This window comes from Curtobacterium sp. L1-20, assembly GCF_048755855.1.
Classification (GTDB): domain Bacteria; phylum Actinomycetota; class Actinomycetes; order Actinomycetales; family Microbacteriaceae; genus Curtobacterium.
Window position 1 is genome coordinate 44,352 of record NZ_CP151472.1, and the last position, 19,540, is coordinate 63,891.

23 protein-coding genes are annotated in these 19,540 nt (G+C 67.9%); 10 read left to right on the plus strand and 13 right to left on the minus strand.

What is annotated here, in order from left to right; all coding sequences use genetic code 11:
- Positions 1 to 15: 15 nt before the first annotated feature.
- The 6 genes from AAEP86_RS00195 to AAEP86_RS00220 form a co-directional block, all read right to left on the minus strand.
- Complete coding sequence (locus AAEP86_RS00195) at positions 16 to 831, minus strand: enoyl-CoA hydratase/isomerase family protein (protein ID WP_420367120.1); 816 nt, start codon at positions 829 to 831, stop codon at positions 16 to 18.
- Positions 828 to 2,483 carry an acyl CoA:acetate/3-ketoacid CoA transferase gene (locus AAEP86_RS00200; protein WP_420367121.1) on the minus strand — a complete coding sequence of 552 codons (1,656 nt, stop codon included), beginning with the start codon at positions 2,481 to 2,483 and terminating at the stop codon, positions 828 to 830. The genes AAEP86_RS00195 and AAEP86_RS00200 overlap by 4 nt, the downstream gene beginning before the upstream one ends.
- Before the next feature lie 34 nt (positions 2,484 to 2,517).
- Entirely contained in the window at positions 2,518 to 3,549 is a 1,032-nt protein-coding gene (locus tag AAEP86_RS00205; RefSeq protein WP_420367122.1) for a LacI family DNA-binding transcriptional regulator, read from the minus strand.
- Positions 3,550 to 3,630: 81 nt separating this feature from the next.
- Positions 3,631 to 4,644, minus strand: coding sequence for a LacI family DNA-binding transcriptional regulator (locus tag AAEP86_RS00210; RefSeq protein WP_420367123.1), 1,014 nt, complete (start codon positions 4,642 to 4,644; stop codon positions 3,631 to 3,633).
- Positions 4,645 to 4,654: 10 nt separating this feature from the next.
- Positions 4,655 to 5,467 carry a sugar phosphate isomerase/epimerase family protein gene (locus tag AAEP86_RS00215; RefSeq protein WP_420367124.1) on the minus strand — a complete coding sequence of 271 codons (813 nt, stop codon included), beginning with the start codon at positions 5,465 to 5,467 and terminating at the stop codon, positions 4,655 to 4,657.
- Positions 5,467 to 6,624 carry a DUF993 family protein gene (locus AAEP86_RS00220; RefSeq protein WP_420367125.1) on the minus strand — a complete coding sequence of 386 codons (1,158 nt, stop codon included), beginning with the start codon at positions 6,622 to 6,624 and terminating at the stop codon, positions 5,467 to 5,469. Before AAEP86_RS00220 ends, AAEP86_RS00215 begins: the two co-directional genes overlap by 1 nt.
- A 94-nt stretch (positions 6,625 to 6,718) precedes the next feature.
- Here AAEP86_RS00220 and AAEP86_RS00225 point away from each other — a divergent pair, with 94 nt between their 5' ends.
- From AAEP86_RS00225 to AAEP86_RS00240, 4 genes are all read left to right on the plus strand, one after another.
- A complete protein-coding gene (locus AAEP86_RS00225) occupies positions 6,719 to 7,438 on the plus strand; it encodes an SDR family NAD(P)-dependent oxidoreductase (RefSeq protein WP_420367126.1) in 720 nt (239 codons plus the stop codon).
- A gap of 82 nt (positions 7,439 to 7,520) precedes the next feature.
- Positions 7,521 to 7,832, plus strand: coding sequence for a transcriptional regulator (locus AAEP86_RS00230; protein ID WP_420367127.1), 312 nt, complete (start codon positions 7,521 to 7,523; stop codon positions 7,830 to 7,832).
- On the plus strand, positions 7,829 to 8,089 hold the full coding sequence (locus AAEP86_RS00235) for a hypothetical protein (protein ID WP_420367128.1): 261 nt from the start codon (positions 7,829 to 7,831) through the stop codon (positions 8,087 to 8,089). The genes AAEP86_RS00230 and AAEP86_RS00235 overlap by 4 nt, the downstream gene beginning before the upstream one ends.
- A complete protein-coding gene (locus tag AAEP86_RS00240) occupies positions 8,047 to 8,691 on the plus strand; it encodes a hypothetical protein (protein ID WP_420367129.1) in 645 nt (214 codons plus the stop codon). The genes AAEP86_RS00235 and AAEP86_RS00240 overlap by 43 nt, the downstream gene beginning before the upstream one ends.
- Positions 8,692 to 8,741: 50 nt before the next feature.
- On the opposite strand, the gene AAEP86_RS00245 is transcribed toward AAEP86_RS00240, so the two are convergent.
- Genes AAEP86_RS00245 through AAEP86_RS00275 form a run of 7 tightly spaced genes read right to left on the minus strand, consistent with a single transcriptional unit; the run spans position 8,742 to position 12,971 of the window.
- Complete coding sequence (locus tag AAEP86_RS00245) at positions 8,742 to 9,173, minus strand: DUF4913 domain-containing protein (RefSeq protein ID WP_420367130.1); 432 nt, start codon at positions 9,171 to 9,173, stop codon at positions 8,742 to 8,744.
- The gene (locus tag AAEP86_RS00250; protein ID WP_420367131.1) at positions 9,166 to 9,414 is read right to left on the minus strand and encodes a hypothetical protein; all 249 of its coding nucleotides are present in this window, start codon (positions 9,412 to 9,414) and stop codon (positions 9,166 to 9,168) included. Before AAEP86_RS00250 ends, AAEP86_RS00245 begins: the two co-directional genes overlap by 8 nt.
- On the minus strand, positions 9,368 to 9,688 hold the full coding sequence (locus AAEP86_RS00255; RefSeq protein WP_420367132.1) for a TraM recognition domain-containing protein: 321 nt from the start codon (positions 9,686 to 9,688) through the stop codon (positions 9,368 to 9,370). Before AAEP86_RS00255 ends, AAEP86_RS00250 begins: the two co-directional genes overlap by 47 nt.
- A 58-nt stretch (positions 9,689 to 9,746) precedes the next feature.
- Positions 9,747 to 10,871 (minus strand): alpha/beta hydrolase, encoded by a 1,125-nt coding sequence (locus tag AAEP86_RS00260; RefSeq protein ID WP_420367133.1) that lies wholly within the window; start codon positions 10,869 to 10,871, stop codon positions 9,747 to 9,749.
- Complete coding sequence (locus AAEP86_RS00265) at positions 10,862 to 11,722, minus strand: hypothetical protein (RefSeq protein ID WP_420367134.1); 861 nt, start codon at positions 11,720 to 11,722, stop codon at positions 10,862 to 10,864. The genes AAEP86_RS00260 and AAEP86_RS00265 overlap by 10 nt, the downstream gene beginning before the upstream one ends.
- A gap of 44 nt (positions 11,723 to 11,766) precedes the next feature.
- Positions 11,767 to 12,285, minus strand: coding sequence for a hypothetical protein (locus tag AAEP86_RS00270; RefSeq protein WP_420367135.1), 519 nt, complete (start codon positions 12,283 to 12,285; stop codon positions 11,767 to 11,769).
- Positions 12,282 to 12,971: a helix-turn-helix domain-containing protein gene (locus AAEP86_RS00275; protein ID WP_420367136.1), complete on the minus strand. Its 690-nt coding sequence runs from the start codon at positions 12,969 to 12,971 to the stop codon at positions 12,282 to 12,284. Before AAEP86_RS00275 ends, AAEP86_RS00270 begins: the two co-directional genes overlap by 4 nt.
- A gap of 323 nt (positions 12,972 to 13,294) precedes the next feature.
- On the opposite strand from AAEP86_RS00275, the gene AAEP86_RS00280 reads away from it, so the two are divergent.
- The 6 genes from AAEP86_RS00280 (at position 13,295) to AAEP86_RS00305 (ending at position 19,539) form a co-directional block, all read left to right on the plus strand.
- Positions 13,295 to 13,933: a hypothetical protein gene (locus tag AAEP86_RS00280; RefSeq protein WP_420367137.1), complete on the plus strand. Its 639-nt coding sequence runs from the start codon at positions 13,295 to 13,297 to the stop codon at positions 13,931 to 13,933.
- Entirely contained in the window at positions 13,930 to 14,283 is a 354-nt protein-coding gene (locus tag AAEP86_RS00285) for a hypothetical protein (RefSeq protein ID WP_420367138.1), read from the plus strand. The genes AAEP86_RS00280 and AAEP86_RS00285 overlap by 4 nt, the downstream gene beginning before the upstream one ends.
- A gap of 24 nt (positions 14,284 to 14,307) precedes the next feature.
- A complete protein-coding gene (locus tag AAEP86_RS00290; protein WP_420367139.1) occupies positions 14,308 to 15,084 on the plus strand; it encodes a hypothetical protein in 777 nt (258 codons plus the stop codon).
- A 115-nt stretch (positions 15,085 to 15,199) separates the two neighbouring features.
- On the plus strand, positions 15,200 to 16,432 hold the full coding sequence (locus AAEP86_RS00295) for a hypothetical protein (protein WP_420367140.1): 1,233 nt from the start codon (positions 15,200 to 15,202) through the stop codon (positions 16,430 to 16,432).
- Positions 16,383 to 17,954, plus strand: a complete 1,572-nt coding sequence (locus AAEP86_RS00300; RefSeq protein WP_420367141.1) for an SCO6880 family protein — start codon at positions 16,383 to 16,385, stop codon at positions 17,952 to 17,954. The genes AAEP86_RS00295 and AAEP86_RS00300 overlap by 50 nt, the downstream gene beginning before the upstream one ends.
- Before the next feature lie 49 nt (positions 17,955 to 18,003).
- The gene (locus AAEP86_RS00305; protein WP_420367142.1) at positions 18,004 to 19,539 is read left to right on the plus strand and encodes an ATP-binding protein; all 1,536 of its coding nucleotides are present in this window, start codon (positions 18,004 to 18,006) and stop codon (positions 19,537 to 19,539) included.
- Position 19,540 lies beyond the last annotated feature (1 nt).

The following is a 19,540-nucleotide window of genomic DNA, read 5'->3' on the forward strand; positions in this document are numbered from 1 at the left end:
TCTGATTCGGGTTGGTCACGCCTCGGACGGTGAGGACGTGGGGTGGGAGAACTGAGGGGTCCGCTTCTCCAAGAACGCGGTGACGCCTTCCCGGAAGTCGGGGGCGTTGGCGGTGAAGCCGCTGGCGAGTGCTTCGAGGACGGCAGCGTCCGCGCCGTTCGCCGCAAGGCGCAGCAGCTGCTTGCTGGTCTGCTGGGCGAGGGCGGCGCCGCCGAGGAGGTCGTCGGTGATCTCAGCCACGGCTGTGTCGAGGGACACGGTCGGATGGCTGCTGGTGACGAGCCCCCACTCGTGCGCGGTGCGTGCGTCGATCCGTCGCCGTGCCAGCACCAGTTCGCACGCGTGGGCGTAGCCCACCAGAGCGGTGAGGCGCGCGGTACCGCCCCAGCCGGGGATCGTGCCGATCCCGTTCTCGGGCAGACCGAACCGCGCATCATCTGACGCGATTCGGAAGTCGCACGCCAACGCGAGCTCCAGTCCGCCTCCGACAGCGATGCCGTCGATCACCGCCACGGTCGGTTGGTGCAGCTCGGACAGCTCGCGGAAGACCCGGTGTCCTTCAGCGATCCAGTGCCGCCACATGTCCTCGGCCGCATAGGTCGAGAACTGCCCGATGTCGGCGCCGACCGAGAAGGCACGATTCCCGGCGGTCCTGATGACCACGACGCGAGCCGGTGAGTCTCGGAGACGTGCGAGGATCGCGGCCAGCTCGCCGACCATTTCGAAGGTGATCGCGTTGAGCTTGCTGGGCCGGTCGATCAGCACGGTGGCGACGCCACGTCCGTCAACCTCGCAGGACACGGTCCCGTCTCGAACGTCGCTCTCGGTCATCGGCCTGCTCCTTCCAGGAGACCGGCAACCGGACCCTTCGTGCTGCTCGTCAAGCGAGGGTGGGCGTCCGCTGGCCGGAGGTCGAGGCCGACCGGTTCGGGGCGGTAGAGGGCGGTCGGCATCTCCACGAGATCGTCCGCGACCAGGAGCGGGAACGGACTCCTGTCCAGCACATCGCGTCGGAGGTCGACGCCGGGGGCGAGCTCGGTGACGGTCAGACCGTCGGGAAGGAGGCGGAGCACGCAACGCTCCGTCACGTAGGTGACGCGCTGCCCTGTCTCGACGGCCCGGCGCCCGGAGAAGGTCACCTGCTGCACTTCACGGACGAGCTTCTGGTGTTGGCCGTCGGTCCGGATGTCCAGGCGGCCGTCCCGTACATCGATGTCCCGGCGCCCGGCGGTGAACGAACCCACGAAGACGATCTCGCGTGCCGAGGAGGTGATGTCAGCGAAACCGCCGACGCCGGCAGTGACGTGTCGACGGCCGGGCAGGTAGTGCACGTTGACACTTCCGGATTGGTCGATCTCGAGGAACGACAGGAACGTACGGCTGAACCCGCCCCCCTGCAGCAGCGTGAACTGATCCGGGCTCTGCATGATCGCCTCGGGGTTCTGAGCGACGCCGAAGACGAAGTCCAGCAGGGGGATCCCGCCGACGGCACCCTGCTCGATGACCCAGTGGGCGGCCGACGGGAGCCCCTCCTCCACGAGGATGTGGGGCACGAGGGCGGAGACGCCGAACCCGAGGTTTACGGTCTCGCCGGCGCGGACTTCCATCGCAGCCCGACGCGCCATCGCTTTCTCGAGGGAGAATGGCACCGCTGGAAGGCCGCTCAGGGGTTTGCGGAGCTGCCCGGCGATCGCGGGGTCGTAGACGGTGTTCGTCGTCTGCATCTGATCCGGAACGACCACGACCACGTCGACGAGGATCCCCGGCACGCGCACCAGCTGCGGGTGTATCGATCCACTAGATGCCAGCTGTTTAACTTGAGCGATCACGAGTCCGCCGGTGTTGTGCGCGGCGTAGGCAAGATCGAGGGCGCCGAGGGGGGACGCTTCCTCCTCGAAGGACAGGTTGCCGTCCTCATCGGCCGTGGTCGCCCGGATGATCGCGACGTCGGGCGCGATCGCCCGGAACCGGAGCCATTCTTCGCCGTCCTCGATGACGTGTTCGACGAAGTCCGGCGCCGTCTGGTCGTTCATCCGGCCACCCTGGCGCCGGGGGTCGATGAAGGTGTCGAGGCCGACCTTGGTGAGCACTGCCGGCTGCCGTGCCGCCGCCGCCCGGTGCATCTGGTAGAGCACGCCGGAGGGCAGGTTGAACGCCTCGATGCTGCCGCCCTCGACGCGCTGCCATATCTCCGGCGGAGTCGCGCTGGACGGACCCGACGGGAGGGATCCGGCGATGATCTTGGCGAGGAGGCCGTCGGCGGCGATGTGGTCGACCCCGCGGATTCCGGACGTGTCACCGGCGGCGATCGGGTGCACGGAGGTCAGCCGCCGCGGTGAGCCCGTGGAACGGAAGCGCGCGCCGATGGCGGCGAGGACGGCATCGGGGCACCCCAATCCCGAGGACGAGCTGACGGAGATGACGTCTTCGTCCTCAATGAGGTCGGCGGCTTCGGCTGGGGTCAGTACGGGCTTGGCAGGCATGTCGTCTCTCCTGGAGGTGTCGGTCGCGGGCAGGTCAGCGGCCGTGGCGCCAGGACACGGTCGAGGCGCGGATGCGCAGTTTGGGTTCGATCAGCACGTGTTCGACGTCCGGGCCGCCGGCCGGCGTCCCCGCGATCCGGTCGAGGAGCAGGGACGCGCACCGCTGTCCGATGGTGCTCGGGAACGTCGCCACCGTGGTCAGGGGCGGAATCATCCGGTCGGAACCGGGGATGTCGTCGAACGCGGCTACGGCGATGTCCTCGCCGGGGCGGAGGCCGCGGGAGTGCAGTTCGGCGTAGGTACCCGCGGCGACGACGTCGCTGTAGGCGACGATGGCGTCGGGCAGGTCCCCGCCGTCCAGTAGGGCGGCCGTTGCCGCTGAACCGCCCGCCACGTTCGTGAGACTGGCGATCCGCTCGGACGGTTCGATGCGCACGGCAGTGCCGGCGATGCCGGTCCGGAATCCTTCGAGTCGTTCCATCCCGGCGGACGTCGCGCGGGGTCCTCCGACGAGCGCGACGGTCCGGGCGCCGATGGCGGCGATGTGACGTCCGAGGAGTTCGCCCGCTCGCCGGTTGTCCGCGCCGACGTAGTCGTGGTCGACACCAAAGTGTCGAGCGAAGAACACGCATGGGATGTGCGCGGCGGCACCGAGCAGGTCGTTGATCTGTTCCGCGGTCGTCTCTGCGGCCGGGAGGACTACGAGGCCGTCGACCCCGCGCTCGAGGAGTCTGCTGAGCTGCGCTTGCTGGTGGGTGACGTCGTCCCTGCTGTAGCACACGAGCAGCGTGTAGCCAGCTTCGTAGACGGCCTCTTCGAGCGCCATCACGAGCTCACCGAAGTACTGGTTGCGGACTTCAGTGACCAGGAGACCGACCGTCATTGAACGCTGGTTGCGGAGTTGCGCAGCCTGCCGGTTGTAGACGTAGCCCAGCTCTGACATCGCCGCGCGGACCCGGTCCTTGGTGGACTTCGGGATCGTCGGGCTGTCGTTCACCACGAGAGAAGCAGTGCTCCGACTCACGCCAGCTCGACGACTGACGTCTGCGAGAGTGACTCTGGCCACGGTGCCTCCTCGATCTTCACTGATCTCTAAGAGAAGACCGTATGCGTTACTGGATCGATCCACAAGCCTCTTTTTGGAGAGTCAGCCCACGGAGGGGCCGGTCGATCCGCGAAGCAGGAGGTCCGCTTCGAGCATCACAGGCTCGAGGGGGACGTCGTGCCGCAGCTGCTGCTCCATGAGGGACCACGCGCGTTCGCCGAGCTCAACGGTCGGTGAGTTGACCGTCGTCAACGCTGGCGTCAAGAAGCGGGCGATCGGGATGTCGTCGAACCCGGTGATGGAGAGTTGCCCTGGGACCGACACCCCACGATCCCGGAGCTGACCGATGAGCGCTATTGCTGACAGGTCGTTGAAGCAGGCCACGGCGGTGACATCCGCCGCAAGGAGGCGCTCCACGATCTGGTCGTCGACGTCGAGCGTCCCGGACCCCTCGAGCCGCGTCACAATCATGCCGAACTCGGCTGCCGCTTGGAAACCGCGCCAACGTTCCTGGTCCTGCCAAGCGTCGGACTGGCCGCCGAGGTACGCGATCCGGCGGTGGCCGAGTTCGAGGAGGTGAGCCGCGATGCGCATCGCAGCACGCGCGTTGTCGACGGCGACCGTCGCGGCAGTGGAGGAGGGCTCGACCCGGTTCACCAGTACGAGGCGGACCTGCTCGTCGGCGAGTTGCCGGAGGTGGCCAGCAGCCATACGCGGCGAGAGGAGGAAGATGCCTGCCACTTGGCTACGCAGGTCGCCGACAACCCGCCACTCTGCTTCCGGATCGCCTCCGGAATCTGCGACGAGGAGCCGGAAGCCGGCGGCCGTCGCGCCCGAGTTCAACTGGTCCACAATTTCGTAGAAGTACGGGTTGGTCAGGCTCGGTACGACCACCGCCAGGTGGGCGAGGGTGCCGGACGAGAGCGCGCGCGCGGCCGGGTTCGGACGGTATCCGAGCGCTGCGACAGACGCCACGACGCGATCGGCGATGTCCCGGCGAACGGGACGAGTGCCCGCGAGGACACGGGAGACCGTTGCGGTCGAGACCCCGGCGTGGCCTGCGACGTCCCGGATGGTGACTGCATCGCGGCCGTGTCGGCGCGCTCTCTCGGACATCGCGTCGACACTACAGGGCGAGCAGGCCCTGTACCGCACGCTCCGCCGCGACGGCAGGTGGCTGCGCCCACCAACGATCTGACAGGACCTCGACCTCAACGAGCCCTTGGTAGCCGACCGCCGACGCAGTGTGCAGGATCGCCGGGAGGTCGATGATGCCCTCCCCTGGCATCCCGCGGCTCGACAGCTGGTGTCGAATCGGAACGACCCAGTCAGAGACCTGCACGCTCCGGAGTCGTTCCCCGCCTGCCCGGTGCATCTCCCGAAACACGTTCACGTCCCAGAACACGTGGTAGGCGTCGAGGGCGATGCCGACGTCGGCATCTGCATCCAATTCGTCGATGAGGTCGTTGGCTTCCTGCAGCGTCGTCACGGCGGAACGGTCAGCGATCATCATCGGATGCATGGGTTCGATCGCGAGCGGCACTCCCGCCGCTGCTGCAATGGGAGCGAGTTCGGCGATGCCGTCGGCGATCTGTGCGCGGGCGTCCGCGAGCCCGCGCGTTCCCTGTCCGCCACACACCAGGACGAGGCATTCGGCGCCGAGGGTGCGCGCCTCGTCGATCGCACGTCGGTTGTCGTCCCAGGCCGTGCTGCGTCCGGCTTCGTCGGTGTGGACGAACATGCCCGCGCGGCACACGCTACTGACGCGGAGTCCGGCTGCGGCGATGCATCTGGCGGCTTCGCTGGCGCCGTGGGGGGTGTAGACGTCGCGCCAGAGGCCGACTCCGCCGAACCCGTGCTGCGTTGCGATACTGAGCAGTTCTGGCAGGCGTGCCGAGCGGACGGTGATCGAGTTGAGGCTGGCGTGCTGGAGGTCCATCAGCCGATCCCGTGGACGGCGAAGAACGCGTTCGCACGTGCTGCAGCGGCGTCCGGGTCGGTGAACAGACCGAGCGTGCCGGCCTCGCGGACCACCTGCGCGAGGTGCAGCAGGTCTCGTCCTGACTCCATGCCGCCGAGCATGCGGAAGTGCTCCTGCAGTCCGGACAGGTAGGCCAACCAGACAACGCCGACCTTGTAGAACGGTGTGGGAGGCTCGAACACCAGCCGGCTGAGCCGTTGGGTCGGTTCCAGTACCGAACGGAAGCCGGCCTCGTCGCCGGCGTCGAGGTGGGCGAGAGCGGCTGACGCGTGGGGGGCAACGGCGGCGAAGGCGCCGAGGAGCGCGTGACTGTGCCGCACGCCGTCTCCCGCGATCATGTCCACGTAGTTGTAGTCGTCTCCGGTGAAGAGTGCGACGTCAGCGGGGAGACGGTCGCGCAGTTCGAGCTCCCACCGGGCGTCGAGGAGGGAGATCTTGATCCCGGTCACCTTGCCCGGGTTGCTGGTGATGAGTTCGATGACCGTTCCGAGCGCTTCGGCGATGTGCGTGCTCCCCCAGTACCCGCGCAGCGCTGGATCGAACACCTCGCCGAGCCAGTGCAGGATCACTGGCCGACTCGCCGCTGCTAGGACACGCCCGTAGACGTCGAGGTAGTCCTTCGCGCTGGTCGCGGTCCGGACGAGGTGGCGACTCGCCATGATGACGGCGGTACCCCCGCCGGTCTCGACGGTCTCCAGCTGCCGGATGTACGCGTCGGCGATGGCGCCGGGAGCGGCGACAGCGTCGGGCAGGGCGTCGGTCGCGATTCCCACGACGACGCCCGCTCCACCGCGAGGGTCTTCGGCAAGGGTCCGCTGCGCGAGCACCATCGCGTCAGCTGCGGACAGGCCCATGCCGCGCTGCGCGGTGTCCATCGACTCGGCGACACCGAGTCCGAGACCCCACAGTCGACGTCGGATGCCCATGGTGGCTTCCCAGTCGATGTGCTCGGACCGGATCGGCTGCGCGGCCCTCAGCGGGTCAGCGACGACGTGCGCCGCGGCGAACGCCCGGCGGGAGCGCGGCGGCGTGGAGACAGTGCGCAACGGCGCGGGCGAGCGGAAACTGAACGACTCGACGCCCCCGGACGGTGTTGGCAGATTGATCGTGGTCATACCGAGATTGTGGTAACCGCTTACCAAATCCGCAAGTAGGTGCTTCAATATGAGGACTTCACTCGGCAATCGGTTACCAAAGGAGCAGGCCACCGTGACTCTTGCAGGAAAGACCGTCATGGTCACAGGCGCCGCGGGCGGGATCGGCGGTGCGATCGCTGATGCTTTTAGGAGGGCGGGGGCACGGTTAATCCTCGTTGACGTCGTGGCCCCCTCGACGACGATCTCGGGCGACCGCTGGGTGGAAGGCGACCTGCGGTCGCCCGATGTCGTTCGTGCGGCCGTCGCTGCCGCGACGGAGGGGACCGGCCGCCTCGATGTCCTGGTGAACGCGGCCGGGGTGCAGGTCCGCAAGCCTTCCGTCGATCTGACGGAGGACGATTGGCAGCGTCTGGTCAGCATCAACGTCTCGGCTGCGTACGCGCTGTCGCGCGCCGCGGCGCAGCCCCTGGCCCGGACCAAGGGATCCATCGTGAACATCTCATCGAGCGCCGCCCTCGTAGCGCAGCCCGGGATCGTGCCTTACGGTGCGACGAAGGCCGCCCTGACGCAACTCAGCAAGGGGATGGCTGTCGAGCTCGGGCCGGAGGGAATTCGCGTCAACGCCGTCGCTCCAGGGCAGATCCGCACCCCGATGACCGCCGACAAGCTGTCGGACCGCGACGTCGAAGCGAACCTGTTGTCCCGGATCCCGCTGCGTCGCATCGGAACCGCCGCGGAGGTCGCGGACGTCGTCCTGTTCCTCGCCTCCGAACAAGCACGCTACGTGACGGGAACCCTCATACCGATTGACGGCGGCTACGCCGCGAACTAGTTAGGGAGCGGTCCGGCAGCTATGCGGCACTGGCAGGCGCGCATTGTGCGGGAGAGAATAGGCCTGGAGAAGGGAGCGCCCGATGGAAGCACGCGTGCTGTACCAAGACATCAAGCCCTACGCCGTCCCCGCATCCCTTGGCGCCCTCCATGGCCCCGCCAGCGGCGTGCTGACGCTTCCGCTGGACGTCTACTGGGGCCCTGACCCGGACGCGGACCTCGACACGCTGTCGGGTGTGACGAAGGCGTACCAGGCGATCCTCCGCGAGGGGGCATCGGAGGTGCAGGAGGCGCTGCTGAACCGCGACGTCCTGTTGCGGGCCTGGGATGAGCTGCTCCTCCCCGTTCGCGTGCGGTCACTCTGGGAGTCCCGGTTCCCGGAGCTCACCGCGTGAGCGACGACCGCGATCTCCAGTTCGAGGTAGCGCAGAGGATCCTCCGCGGCGCCGGTCAGCACGGCTTCGTGCTCGCCGGGTCGGGAGCGATCCGTGAACACGGCATCGTTGACCGACTCACCCGCGACGTCGATCTGTTCACCAACCGCTACGACGCGGCCGAGTTTGACCGCGCCGTCACCGAGGCCAGCACCGTCCTTGAGGGCGCCGCTACGTGGTGGAAGAGCGTCGACGGGCGGAGTACTTCGCGCACCTGAACGTCACCGCGGCGGATGGCCGCCAGGTCGACGTCGACTTCGCCTACGACTGGCGCGGCGCGGAACCGGCTCGGCTGCAGGTGGGCCCGGTGCTGTCGGTGGATGACGCCGTGGCGTCGAAGACCAACGCTGTGTACACGCGCCTCGAGGCGCGTGACTTCATCGACCTCGACGCGATCCGGTCCTCCGGCCGGTACACCGACGAGGACTTGCTGCGGCTCGTCGCGGACCGGGACGACGGATTCGACCGGGCGATGTTCGCCCAGCAGCTGCAGCAGGTCGACCGGATCCGCGATGACCGGTTCGCCGCGTACGGCCTCGACAGCGACGCCGCGGCCGCTATGCGGGCACGCACTACCCGGTGGGCGGCGGAGCTTGCCGAGGGTGGCGAGCCGGCAGCGCCGACGTCGCTGCCAGCCGCAACGCGGAAGACGACGCTCGCTGCGATCCGTGGCCACCGTGAGCCCGAGGTGCAGGCACGCCGGGACTCGTGGGAGCAGGCCCACGGACGACCGATGCGGTCCGGCACCGGGTCGTCGACGCCGGCACGTGATCTGCCCCCGTCGCCACCCCCAAGTCGTGAAGTCGACCGGGACCGCTGACACATGAGGACGGGCCCACGCATCTGCGTGGGCCCGTCCTGATGGTGCGGCTACTGTGCCGGCGGTCTCGCCGGCGTGATCGCGTTGACCTCGTGGCGGTCACCGTCGTAGAGGTGGCCGCGCTGCATACTGCAGTCCCGGAACGGTCCGGTCGCCGCGTCGAACAGCACGGCACGGTGCGGGTCCCAGTGTCGAATCCACCAGTCCGAGAGCGCGGCCATGTTCCCGTTTTCGTCCTCCTGCTCGGCTTCGGCGGCGATGTGCGCGGTCCACAGCGCCTGCAGCCGGTCGACGACCTCGGGGTGCTTCCACCACTCCGGGCACCAGGTTGCCCGCTGTGCTGACCCGGTGACTTCCACTCGGGCGAATCGTTCCTGCACCCAGTCGTAGAACATCGACTGGAACGGGTTCCCGCCCTCTGCCGGCGTTCCGGTGTCGTCGTCGTCCGCCCCGTCGACGTGGACTGCCTCGATCTCAGACATTCAGAGCCTTCTTCCCAGTGTTGATGCGGCGGCGGAGCCGGAGGTTCCGGAACCACGGCGTCGTCCGAATCAGGATCGGGTCGACGCCGCTGGCGAAGACCACCGCGCGCCACTTCCGCAGCGATCCCAGGGCCTCAGCGAGGATCGGACGGAACCGGGTGGCGCCGGTGGTGCTGTCGATGACTTCTTCGTAGTCACCGATCAGCGCGGATAGCTCCTGAAGGCGCGGCTGGTCGGCCACTCCCGCCCCCGAACACTCGCATCGGGGCGGCGGACCAGATCGCTTCCCACCCTTCCTTCCTGTTCGCGGCGATCGGTTGCGCTGGGGACTGGAAGTACGCGTTCAGTACGATTCCGAGGGAGCCGTAGTACGAGTACACCTCCGGCAGTACCGGCCACTTCACGACGTTCGCGCACTCGTCGAGTTCGACCACGAGCGGTACCCGCAGGCACCCACCGTTGGCGTGGGCCTGCTCCTTGGCGGCCTTGCAGACCGCCCGGACGAGCGCGGTCACGAATGCGGCCCGCCCTACTTCGACAGCAGCACCAGCGTTTACTTTATCCGTACACTTTTCATGCTGCGGATAGAGCCTCGCCGCGCGAGAGGAAGTGGGCGATCGAGCCGTGAAACAAGGCGGGGTCGCGGTTGAGTTCCATGCCGTGGGGGCAGGGCGGGATTTCGACGAGGGTCGCCTCAGCGCCTGGCGTGGCGGCGAAGCGCTTGGACACGTCGATGGGGACGTCGCGGTCGCCTGAGCTGTGGATCAGGAGCGTCGGCAGTCCTGCGGGTGCGCTGGGGCGCATCCAGCGCATAGGGATCGCTTTCCGGAGGCCCGGGACGCGAGCGAGGCCCGGGATGGTGAGGCTTAGAGCTCCCAGCGTCCCCAGGAACGCCGGGAACCCGGCTTTGACCGCACCCGCACGCAGGGCGGCGAACCAATCGAGGGCCGGGCAAATTAGGACCATCGCGTCGATCCGACGGCGGAGGCTCGAGCGCGCGGCCGCGTGCAGGGCGATCGTTGCGCCCATCGACCATCCGACGAGCACCAGGCGTTCTGCTCCGTGGTCGACGGCGTAGTGCATGGCTGCGTCGAGGTCGTGCCACTCGTCTGTGCCGAACGTCGCTGGTAGGCCGCGTCCGTCCTCGAGGTCTCCGCGGTACCCGATGACTAGGGAACTCATTCCGGCCGAGAGGGTGTCCGGTACAGCGCGGAGGATGGCCTGTCGGCCAGAGTGGATGCCGTGTACGTGGATGGCCCAGGTGGTGGCGCCGGCTATCGGGAAGTACCACGCGCGTCGGACGTCTCCATCTGCGGCGATCGACACCTCTTCGAAGTCAGACGAGACGGATCCTGGCGTGTCGAGGAGGTACCCGCTCCACGTCAGGTCGTCTCCCGGAACAGGGGCGCCTGCGGGGCTGCCCAGGATCTTCCGCCGCACGTGGCTGCCGTCGTCACTGAGAACGTCCCCGACGAGGATGCTGCGTTGCCCGCCGTCGAAATAGACGCGGTAAACACCGGGGCACCGTGTCTGCTCGTCCGATCGGACGGTGAGGCTGGTGGCGTCGACATCGACGGCGGTGACAGTCCGCTTCGGGCGCGGATGAATGGCCTTCTTCGCGACCACCGCACCTGCTGCGGTGGCGGCCGCGACGACCGCCAGGGCGGCCGCCCCTGCTGCGATACCGACTACGCCCATGCGGGGACTCCCTGTGCTAGCCGTTCTTCCACGCGCTGGAGGAAGCGCTGCTCACGCTCGCTGAGTTCCAGGCGCCCGGCCACGACTTGGTCGCGGAGCTCGATGTACCGCTGCGCGGTGGCAACCTCAGCGTTGCGCGCAAGGCGCACCGGAGGCCGTCCCTCGCTTCGATCGCGTGCCGAGATGAAGTACAGGCGGGTCGAGATGATCCGCAACTGGAGAACCGATAGGCGTCGCCGGATGGTGCGCCATCCGTGGGCGACACCGATGGCCAGGAGGCCGGGGTAGAAGAGGCTGTTGAACACCACGAGCATCGCCCGGGAGAAGGGTGTTTGCCGGCCCTCGATGAACACGCTCGTGATGTCGACCAGCTCGGCGATGATCGCGAGCACGGCGAGCACGAAACCGATGATGAACAGCACGTTGATCCCGCGCGGTTCGGGCAGGAGCACCCGGATGGAGTCGGTAGCGAACCAGCCCATTGCCACCATGTAGATGACGATGTGAAGCCAGGTCGCGGGGAACTGCAGGTGCTCGTGGATGTACGTCGTCGGTTGCCCGATGTGGTCCGGGATCGCCATGAACGTCACCGTCTCCGCGAGCAGCACGGCGAGCAGGATCGGTAGCCGCGATCGTGCGTCCGAACCAGCGTGAGCTCGCGTGGCGTCGCGGAGGAACCAGAACGCGGCGGTGGCTGCGAGGACCTGGACCAGGTCGATGGCGTTGACGTCCCCGAGGAGCGCATCGAGGGGCCCTACAGGCCAGACCACGCCCACAGTGGCGATGCCAATGCCGGCGAGGGCCGCGGCGAAGAACGCGGGTCGCCGCGCGGGGTTCCAGAGGGCACTCATGCGGAGGAGTAGAAGCCCGGTCGCCGCCCAGAACGCAAGTGGGATCACGCGAACGCCTCTGCGCTTGCAGACAGCGTGGACTTCTGGAGCCGCTCGAGGAGGAGTACCGCGCCGCGCTCCGCCACGAGTTCCTCGACGTCCACCGTGCGAGCCTCATTCAGCGAGGTTCGCCCGGGTACACGGGCCCGTGCGGCGGTGACCTCTGCTGTGACGCCGGCGTAGCCGCGCTCCAAAACCTCGGCTGGAACATGGCAGCCACCGTGGCCTGCGGCGATGTGCATGAACTCGTGGAGGATCACGAACAGCTGATACAGCCGAGGGTCGTCGGGATGAAAGTACACGCGGCCGGCCTCAGCGGTGTCGAGATACAAGCCGGTCAAGCTGGCTGGCTGGTCACGTGAAGGCAGCGACTGCAGCGGGTCGATGGTGACGGGCTTCCCAAGCCAGTCCGCGACGGATGCTCGCAGCGTCTCAAAGGTAAGTGGGCCGGCGGGCAACCGCAGTCCAGCGATGGCTTCCTGAGCGAGCTGGGTGGTGAGTTTCTGCGTGCGAACCGTCTTCATTCAGTACCTCCCCGCTCGTTCGGCGCTGCAGCCCGGATCGCTTCCGCGATAGCCAGGAGCTCAGCTGGGGTTGCGGCGTTCACCGAACGAGCGGCTATCCCCACACCGGTCTCAGCCAGGGCAATCTCAACTTCCAGGCGCGCGTCGACGAGATCCACGACGCCGGGCAAGGCAACCCGCAGAAGGTACTCGGACGGCACGTCGAAGAAATCCGCGATAGCACGGAGGTCGTCACTGGTGACGTCTGTGGGTTCGCCGGCGAGGAGCCGTTCCCAGTCAGCCCCGGCGAGGAGGCGCCCGCGTTTCGCTAGCGCAGCACGTACCGCTCGGTCGACCGGCGGAGCGGGTGTGCGCGCCACGTGCAGGGCGACGACCTTGCTGAGCCGGTAGCCGAGGAGTGCCGGCTCAAGCCGCTCATCGCGTGGGGCATGCACTCGCTCCATCTCCGTGATGGCCGGCTCCAGGAGCTCCCGGATCGATACGCCGAGGGCTTCAGCGATCGTCTGCACGTCGTTCGTGTTGAAGGACGTCTCGCCTCGCGTGCGCTTGTAGTAGTACCCGCGGCTGAAGCCAGCCTTTGCGATCAGCGAAGGCGTTGTGATGCCGCGCTGAACCCTGAGGTCGTCGATCGCGTCGACGACCGCTCTCGAGAACTCGTTCGGCTCACCGCTGCCCTGTCTACCCACGCGGAGACCCTATTAGCGCACTGAGGGAACCCTGTAGGCCTTAATGGTGATCTACGGTAACCCGCACTGCTCTAAATAGGGCATACTGGGGCGATGGTTCTACCCCAGCACGAGGGGTAGGCGAACAGCTGGCAAGGGCCGAGGTGGGGTGCACAGTGGGAAACGCGGAGTCGATCGGCGGAGATGGGCAGCAAACAGCCCGGCAGTGCCCGTCGTGTGGCAGCACCGAGGTGGGGTCCCTGTTCTGCAGGGTGTGCCGCACACAGGTCTTCCCTGTCGAGGTCGTGCACCCACTGGGTCCGGTGTGGGCAGTTAACGGCCGGGTGCTCACCGTCGGCGCGGGGGAGGACGTCCGTCAAGCCGTCCTACGGAAGGTCGCCGAGCTCGCGGTGTCGTCGATGCCGATTCGGGTGGTTGTCCACGACGGCCCACACGAGACCCGCGTCGCGCTGCGTCCCGATGGCAGCAGCGTCGCGCAAGGCGATGACGCGGGCGTGTGGGCTGGAGGTCAAATCGCCGCTGCGGCCCTCCCGCCGGCCGACTCGGCCGTGTCTATCGCTGTGGTCGGCGTTCAGCCTGGCGCAGGGGTTTCGACTTGGGCGCAGCTACTCAACCTTCCCGAAGCGGAGCTCAACGACGAGCACGCCGGCCGGGTTGTGCTCGTGTGCCGGTCGACTCCCGCCGGGATCAACGCCGCCAAAGCGGCCGTGCACACGCTTGGAACAGCCGCCGTCGAGGCCGTGCTCGTCGTGGCCGATGCTCCCGGCAAGCCGGTCCCGGCCGCAGCCCGCGAGCAACGCGTTCTCGCGGGTGCGGTACGCGTCGTGCCGGTGCCGTGGCTCCCACGCCTTCGGGCCGTGACAGAGATCTCCCGGGAACTGGCCGGGCAGCTCGCCCGTCCCGTGCAGCGGGTCAGTAAGGCGCTCCTGGGGGCGCAGTCAAACAAGGAGAAGGCCGAATGATCAGCAACGCCATCTACGCCGTCGTGGCGAAGTCGCCCAAGGCCGTCGACGTCGCCAACCGCGCCGGCATGGTCGTCGCGCAGGCGTACTGCCTGCCCGGTAAGGCGCAGGACGCCCTCGATACTGCGCAGCTGTGGACACGCATCGTCGCGATCGCGCTCGGCGTCGTCGCGCTGCTCCTCCTCGGCATCGGCATGTTCTTCGCCGGCAAGCGCCACGACGGCGGCGAGATGCTCAAGAGCCTCGGCTGGTGGATTGGTGGCGCAACGATCATCGGCGCCGCGGTGGGGATCGCGTCCATCTTCATCGGGTCGGTGTCGTCGAACTGCAAGCAGATCCCCGGCGCGTAACCGAAACCGACCCGGGAGACAGTCATGGCACCGTCCTCACGTAACTCAAACCGCACCGGCTTCAGCTCTGCTGTCAAGCGCGGCTGGAACTCCAAGCCCACCGCGATCGGCGCTGGAGTCGTCGTCGCGCTCGCGCTCATCGTTGTCCTGCTCAGCACGATCCTGGGCGTCTTCGCGCCCGCGAACAGCGGCAACGAGAGCGCGGGCCAGTCCGCGTCGACGAGCGCGCACGCTCCTGCACCGGGTGCGTGTGAAGTTCCCACGACGGGTCGGGCCCGACAGGAGGTTCCGAGCGATCTGACCTGGCACGCGGGCCGTGGTGGGATCTCATGGCCGGTGTCAGCGACAGTCGGCCCCACGAAGAAGGTCGACGGATTCGCTGCCTGCTTCGCTCGCACGCCGACTGGTGCGGCCTTGGCGGCCACGACCGGGTACCTCGGCCAATACGACACCGGGCACACCGTTCGCGAGCTCTTGAACTTCTACATCGCGGACGGCGCTGGCAAGCCCATCTCCGTCGACGGCACCGTGAAGAAGCAGACCACGCCTGAGCAGATGCGCGCACAGGGCATCAGTGCGGCCGGCTACTCGGTCGAATCGTTCACGAAGGATCGCGCGATCGTCGACGTCGTCCTGACTGAGTCGGGAACATCGACGGGCTACTTCGCGGTCCCGTTCACGATGGTCTGGGTGCACGGGGACTGGAAGGTACAGGTCCAGGACAACGGCGAGATCTTCTCGGGCAATCCACTCACGCCGTCCGAGGGTGACTTCATCGGGTGGGGGGATTCCAATGGCTAGCGGAACGCTGGACGCGGCTTGCCAGATGGTCACTGGGTGCAAGGGAGCTGAAGCGGTTCTTGGTGCCGGAGTGGGAGCGGCCGCGTCGAGCGGCTTCAAGCAGGCTGCTCAGGAGATGTTCGTCTCGTACGACGACATCTTCAAGCAGTTCATGACCAGCTGGGTCAACTCGGGGTTCCTGGTGTCGCTGGACAACAAGGCGACTCGGTGGTTCCAGGACACGAACCTCCCGATCGCGGTGTTCCTGCTCGTCATCGGGCTGATCGTGGCCGGGACGCGCATCATGCTCTCCCACCGCGGCGAACCGTTCCGGGAGGCGATGGAATCGCTCGGGAGGGCCGTTGCGGTCATCACGCTCGGGTCAGCTGCGATCCAGATCCTGGTCTGGGGTGGTGACGCCTATGCGCAGTGGATCTTGAAGGTATCCGGGACCACCGCGGCAGCGGGGGTGGCAGATGCGACGTTCGCAGCCACCTCGCCGGGACTGGCGCTGATCTTCGGGCTGCTGGGTGTGATCGCGGTCGGGTTCCAGTGGGTCATCATGTTCGTCCGGCAAGCGATGCTGCTGCTGCTGAACGCGTTCTGGCAGCTCGCGGCCTCATCTGCGCTGCTGCGACAGGGCAAGCAGGCGTTCGAGAAGATCACCGCCTGGATCATCGCGTTCATCCTCTACATGCCCATCGCGGCGTCGATCTATGCGTTCGCGTGGCGGTTGAAGAACGGCCAGGACGGTGTCGGCGGGGTCCTCTACGGCCTGATGCTCATCGCCCTTGCCGTGGTCGCGTTGCCGGCGATGATGCGGCTGCTGGTGCCGGCGTCGAGCGCTATCGGCAACGCGATCGGCGGCGCGATGGCCCTCGGTGTGGGCGCGGCCGCGCTGCAAGCTGGCGTCGCGGTCGGCGCTGCCGTCGCGACCGGCGGTGCCAGTGCCGCTGCCGGTGCGGGGGCTGGTGCTGGTGCTGGTGCTGGTGCGGGGTCTGCGGCCTCGAGTGCCGGCGTCGCTGAGGGCGGGCAGGCGGCGGCCACCGGAGGTGGCGGTGGCGGGTTCGGGGCTGATTCGTCGCCGGCCACTGGTGGCGGCGCTGATGGTGCTTCGGCTGCTGAAGGCATGGTCGGCGGCGGGGCCGATGGTGCTTCGGCTGCCGGCGGCATGGTCGGCGGCGGGGCGGACGGCGCGTCCGGTGCAGCAGGCAGCGACGGCTCGTCCGGTGCTGGCGGCGCGACCGCTGGCGGCGCGGACAGCGGTGGACAGTCGGCGTCATCCAACGGGTCGTGGGCGCTCGCGCAGTCCGCCGCCGATGGGGCAGGCGATGAGGCCAAGACAGCGGAAGGAACCTTCAGTGAGTGACACGACGGAACAACCACGGGTGAAGTTCGGCAACTCGTTGCCGACGACGAAGGCGACCCTCGGCGGCTTGACCGGCATCGGCTGGGGCATGCTCCTCGGCGGTGTGCTGGTGATGGTGGTGTGCCTGGTCGTCGGGTGGTGGCTGGTCGGCCTCCTGGCCCTGTTCGCCGGGCTCCTCGGCAACGTGTTCTTCATCATCCGGTGGGGTGACCTGGTCGCTGGCCGCACCCTCGCCGCTCGCATCCTGGACCGGTACGTCGACAAGAAGCGCGGCCGGGAAGGCACGGACCTCTACGAGACCGGGTTGTTCTCCGCGCTGCCCGACGACGCGCTCCTGGCGCTGCCAGGGATGTTGGCCGACCTCGAGGAGATCACCGGCACCGACGGGGAGGGGGAGGAGTACGTGCTGCTGCATCACCGGAAGACGTCCCGGAACCCGCTGCTCGCAGCAACGTTCTCGTGCCGTCCCGATGGGACGGACCTGTTGCCGCAGCCCCAGATCGACCAGCAGGTGTCGAAGTTCGGCGGGTGGATCGCATCCCTGTCTGGTGACACCAGCATCGAAGGCGCGGTCGTGGTGGTGGACTCGGCGTTGGAGTCGATCGAACCGCTGATCGCGAAGATCGACGCCGAGGTGTCACCCCACGCTCCCGCCGCCGCGCAACGGCAGCTGCGGGAGGGTGCTCGCGCCCTATCGGGGGTGTACTCCGACGTGGAGGTGTTCGCGTCGGTGGTGTGGAACGTGAACAAGCTGGCCACGAACACCGACGACGCGGTCGCGAACATCGCCGCGAAACTGCCCGGACACCGCGACCGCCTCGCGATGGCCGGCGCCGGCAGCCCCGTCGTCGCGACCTCATCCGACCTCGCCCGCGCCGTGCGGATCGCGTATCGGCCCGACCGAGCCCGCGAGTTCGCCTCCGACGACCTCGCGGACCGGGTCTCGACGCTGCGCATCACGCAGGCCGGCCCGGACTTCTTCGACGACTCCGCCCGTCGGGTCTGCTACCACGACGGTGTCGCGTCGATGACGGCCATGATGGTCGCGCCGCCGCAGATGCACATCACGGAGCAGATCCTCAACGATCTGTTCCGCCCGAACGGGAAGTTCCTGCGTAAGCGTGGCGCGGTCTACTACCGGCCGATGACGCAGGGCAAGGCGTTCCGGACGGCGCAGAAGATCGCCGAGGACGCCAGCCGCAACGGCACGACCGTCACCGGCCGCCGTGACGTCATGGCGCAACGGCGCGGGGTGCTGGCCGACAAGACGCTGGGTGACCTGCAGCAGGGCGCATCGATGACCGCGTTCGCGATCCAGGTCACCGTCACGTTCCCCGCAACCGAGCAGGGATACCGCGAGGCGGAGACCGAACTGAAGAACCTCCTCGAGGGCGCCGGGGACATGACGTACCGGTTCGTCGACACCGACACCGCCGCCGCGTTCCACTCCACGCTGCCGCTCGGCGTGCTGCCGTGGGCGTACGCCACAGCGCTGCAGCAAGTCACGGACCGGACCCAGTGACGCGCCGGCAAGACGTCCGCCGAAACCTCACACGAGACAGGACTGAACGATGAGCACGAAACTGCTGACGCGAACCCCGCAAGGGTTCTTCGGCCCGCACGGCGGTGGGTGGGAGCAGATCCCGCAACCGCCACGGTGGTTCGGGACAAGTGTGCAGGTGTGCGGGTACTACCCGTTCGGTGTCGGCACCGGCCGACCCACCAACGGTGCCCCGCTCGGCCGGGACATGAACACCGGTTCCGCCGTGTGCACTGACCACGACGCCTTGTTCCGCGCTGGCGTGATCTCCTCCCCGTCCGCGTTCGTATTCGGCCTGAACGGGCTAGGGAAGTCTTCTACCGCGCAGACGCTGATCGGCGGGCAGGTCGGGCGCGGCCTGACCCCAGGGATCTGGGACCCGATCAAGGGTGAGCACTTGCAGTGGGCGGAGGAACTCGGCACCACCGTGCTCTCCACCGGCCCGCGCGCCCGTCACCAGTTGAACCTCCTCTCGCCCGGCCCCCTCGGCTACGCCGCAGCCCGCATCGGTGGCGCTGTCGGCCAGGAACTACAGCAGCTTGCCCGGGCGAAATCGATCGACCTGGTCCGCACCTGCGTGAAACTCGCCCGCAGCGACGACGAACAAGGCCCCACAATCAGCACCGGTGAAGACACCGCGCTGACCGCCCTCGTCGACACGATCCTCGAACGGGAGCCGAACCCGTCGACCGCGGACCTGATCCGCGTGTTCGACCACCCATCGGAACGCATGCTGGCCGTGACCCGGCAGCGCGACGCCGCCAGCTTCCACGCCCGGTTCACCCGACTCGGCGAAACGCTCCAGTGGCTCATGATCGGCGAGATGGGGCAGATGCTCACCGGCAACAACCCGGTCGAGTTCACCCCCGGCAACCGTGGCGGGTTCTGCTTCGACACCTCCTCGATCGGACGCGGCAACACCAAGCTGCTCTCCGCCGCGATGCTGTCGACCTGGTCCATCGGCATGGACGCGATCGACGCGCACTGGGAGCTCGCGCAGCACGAGCTCCGCCTCCAGGCAGAGGCGGCGCAGCAGGGCGAAGCGTACGAGCCGCAGGTCACCTGGGGTGGGTACACGACCCTGATGGACGAGTTCTGGTACCCGCTGCGCGCCTGCGAGGGGATGGTCGACCTGATCGATCGGCTCTCGCGCACCAACCGATCCGTGGGGACGGCGGAGTTGAAGATCACGCACTCCCCGAAGGACCTGCTGTCCCTGCGGAACGAGGAGGACCGGCAGAAGGCCAAGGGGTTCATCGAACGCTCCGGCCTGCTGCTGCTCATGGGCCTCAGCCACGACGACCTCCTCGAGCTGTCGAAGGTGCGGTCGATGACGACGCAGGAGATCAACGAAGTCATCTCGTTCTCCAAAGCACCGGACTGGACCGGCAGCCGCCGCAAGAACGGACCGCCGCCCGCGCCTCCAGGCGCAGGGAAGGTCATGTTGAAGATCAACGAGCGGGTCGGGATCCCCGTGAAGATGCTCCGCACTCAGACGCAGATGAGCCTGCACAACACCAACACCCGCTTCGACGGCCAGCCGGCTGCGGGCGGACCCCGGGCCTAGC

Excerpts from the sequence above, each read along its gene's own strand:
- AAEP86_RS00195 (WP_420367120.1), bottom strand. The coding sequence starts at position 831 with ATGACCGAGAGCGACGTTCGAGACGGGACCGTGTCCTGCGAGGTTGAC.
- AAEP86_RS00200 (WP_420367121.1), bottom strand. The coding sequence starts at position 2,483 with ATGCCTGCCAAGCCCGTACTGACCCCAGCCGAAGCCGCCGACCTCATT.
- AAEP86_RS00210 (WP_420367123.1), bottom strand. The coding sequence starts at position 4,644 with ATGTCCGAGAGAGCGCGCCGACACGGCCGCGATGCAGTCACCATCCGG.
- AAEP86_RS00215 (WP_420367124.1), bottom strand. The coding sequence starts at position 5,467 with ATGGACCTCCAGCACGCCAGCCTCAACTCGATCACCGTCCGCTCGGCA.
- AAEP86_RS00220 (WP_420367125.1), bottom strand. The coding sequence starts at position 6,624 with ATGACCACGATCAATCTGCCAACACCGTCCGGGGGCGTCGAGTCGTTC.
- AAEP86_RS00230 (WP_420367127.1), top strand. The coding sequence starts at position 7,521 with ATGGAAGCACGCGTGCTGTACCAAGACATCAAGCCCTACGCCGTCCCC.
- AAEP86_RS00245 (WP_420367130.1), bottom strand. The coding sequence starts at position 9,173 with ATGTCTGAGATCGAGGCAGTCCACGTCGACGGGGCGGACGACGACGAC.
- AAEP86_RS00260 (WP_420367133.1), bottom strand. The coding sequence starts at position 10,871 with ATGGGCGTAGTCGGTATCGCAGCAGGGGCGGCCGCCCTGGCGGTCGTC.
- AAEP86_RS00265 (WP_420367134.1), bottom strand. The coding sequence starts at position 11,722 with ATGAGTGCCCTCTGGAACCCCGCGCGGCGACCCGCGTTCTTCGCCGCG.
- AAEP86_RS00270 (WP_420367135.1), bottom strand. The coding sequence starts at position 12,285 with ATGAAGACGGTTCGCACGCAGAAACTCACCACCCAGCTCGCTCAGGAA.
- AAEP86_RS00285 (WP_420367138.1), top strand. The coding sequence starts at position 13,930 with ATGATCAGCAACGCCATCTACGCCGTCGTGGCGAAGTCGCCCAAGGCC.
- AAEP86_RS00290 (WP_420367139.1), top strand. The coding sequence starts at position 14,308 with ATGGCACCGTCCTCACGTAACTCAAACCGCACCGGCTTCAGCTCTGCT.
- AAEP86_RS00295 (WP_420367140.1), top strand. The coding sequence starts at position 15,200 with ATGTTCGTCTCGTACGACGACATCTTCAAGCAGTTCATGACCAGCTGG.
- AAEP86_RS00300 (WP_420367141.1), top strand. The coding sequence starts at position 16,383 with ATGGGGCAGGCGATGAGGCCAAGACAGCGGAAGGAACCTTCAGTGAGT.
- AAEP86_RS00305 (WP_420367142.1), top strand. The coding sequence starts at position 18,004 with ATGAGCACGAAACTGCTGACGCGAACCCCGCAAGGGTTCTTCGGCCCG.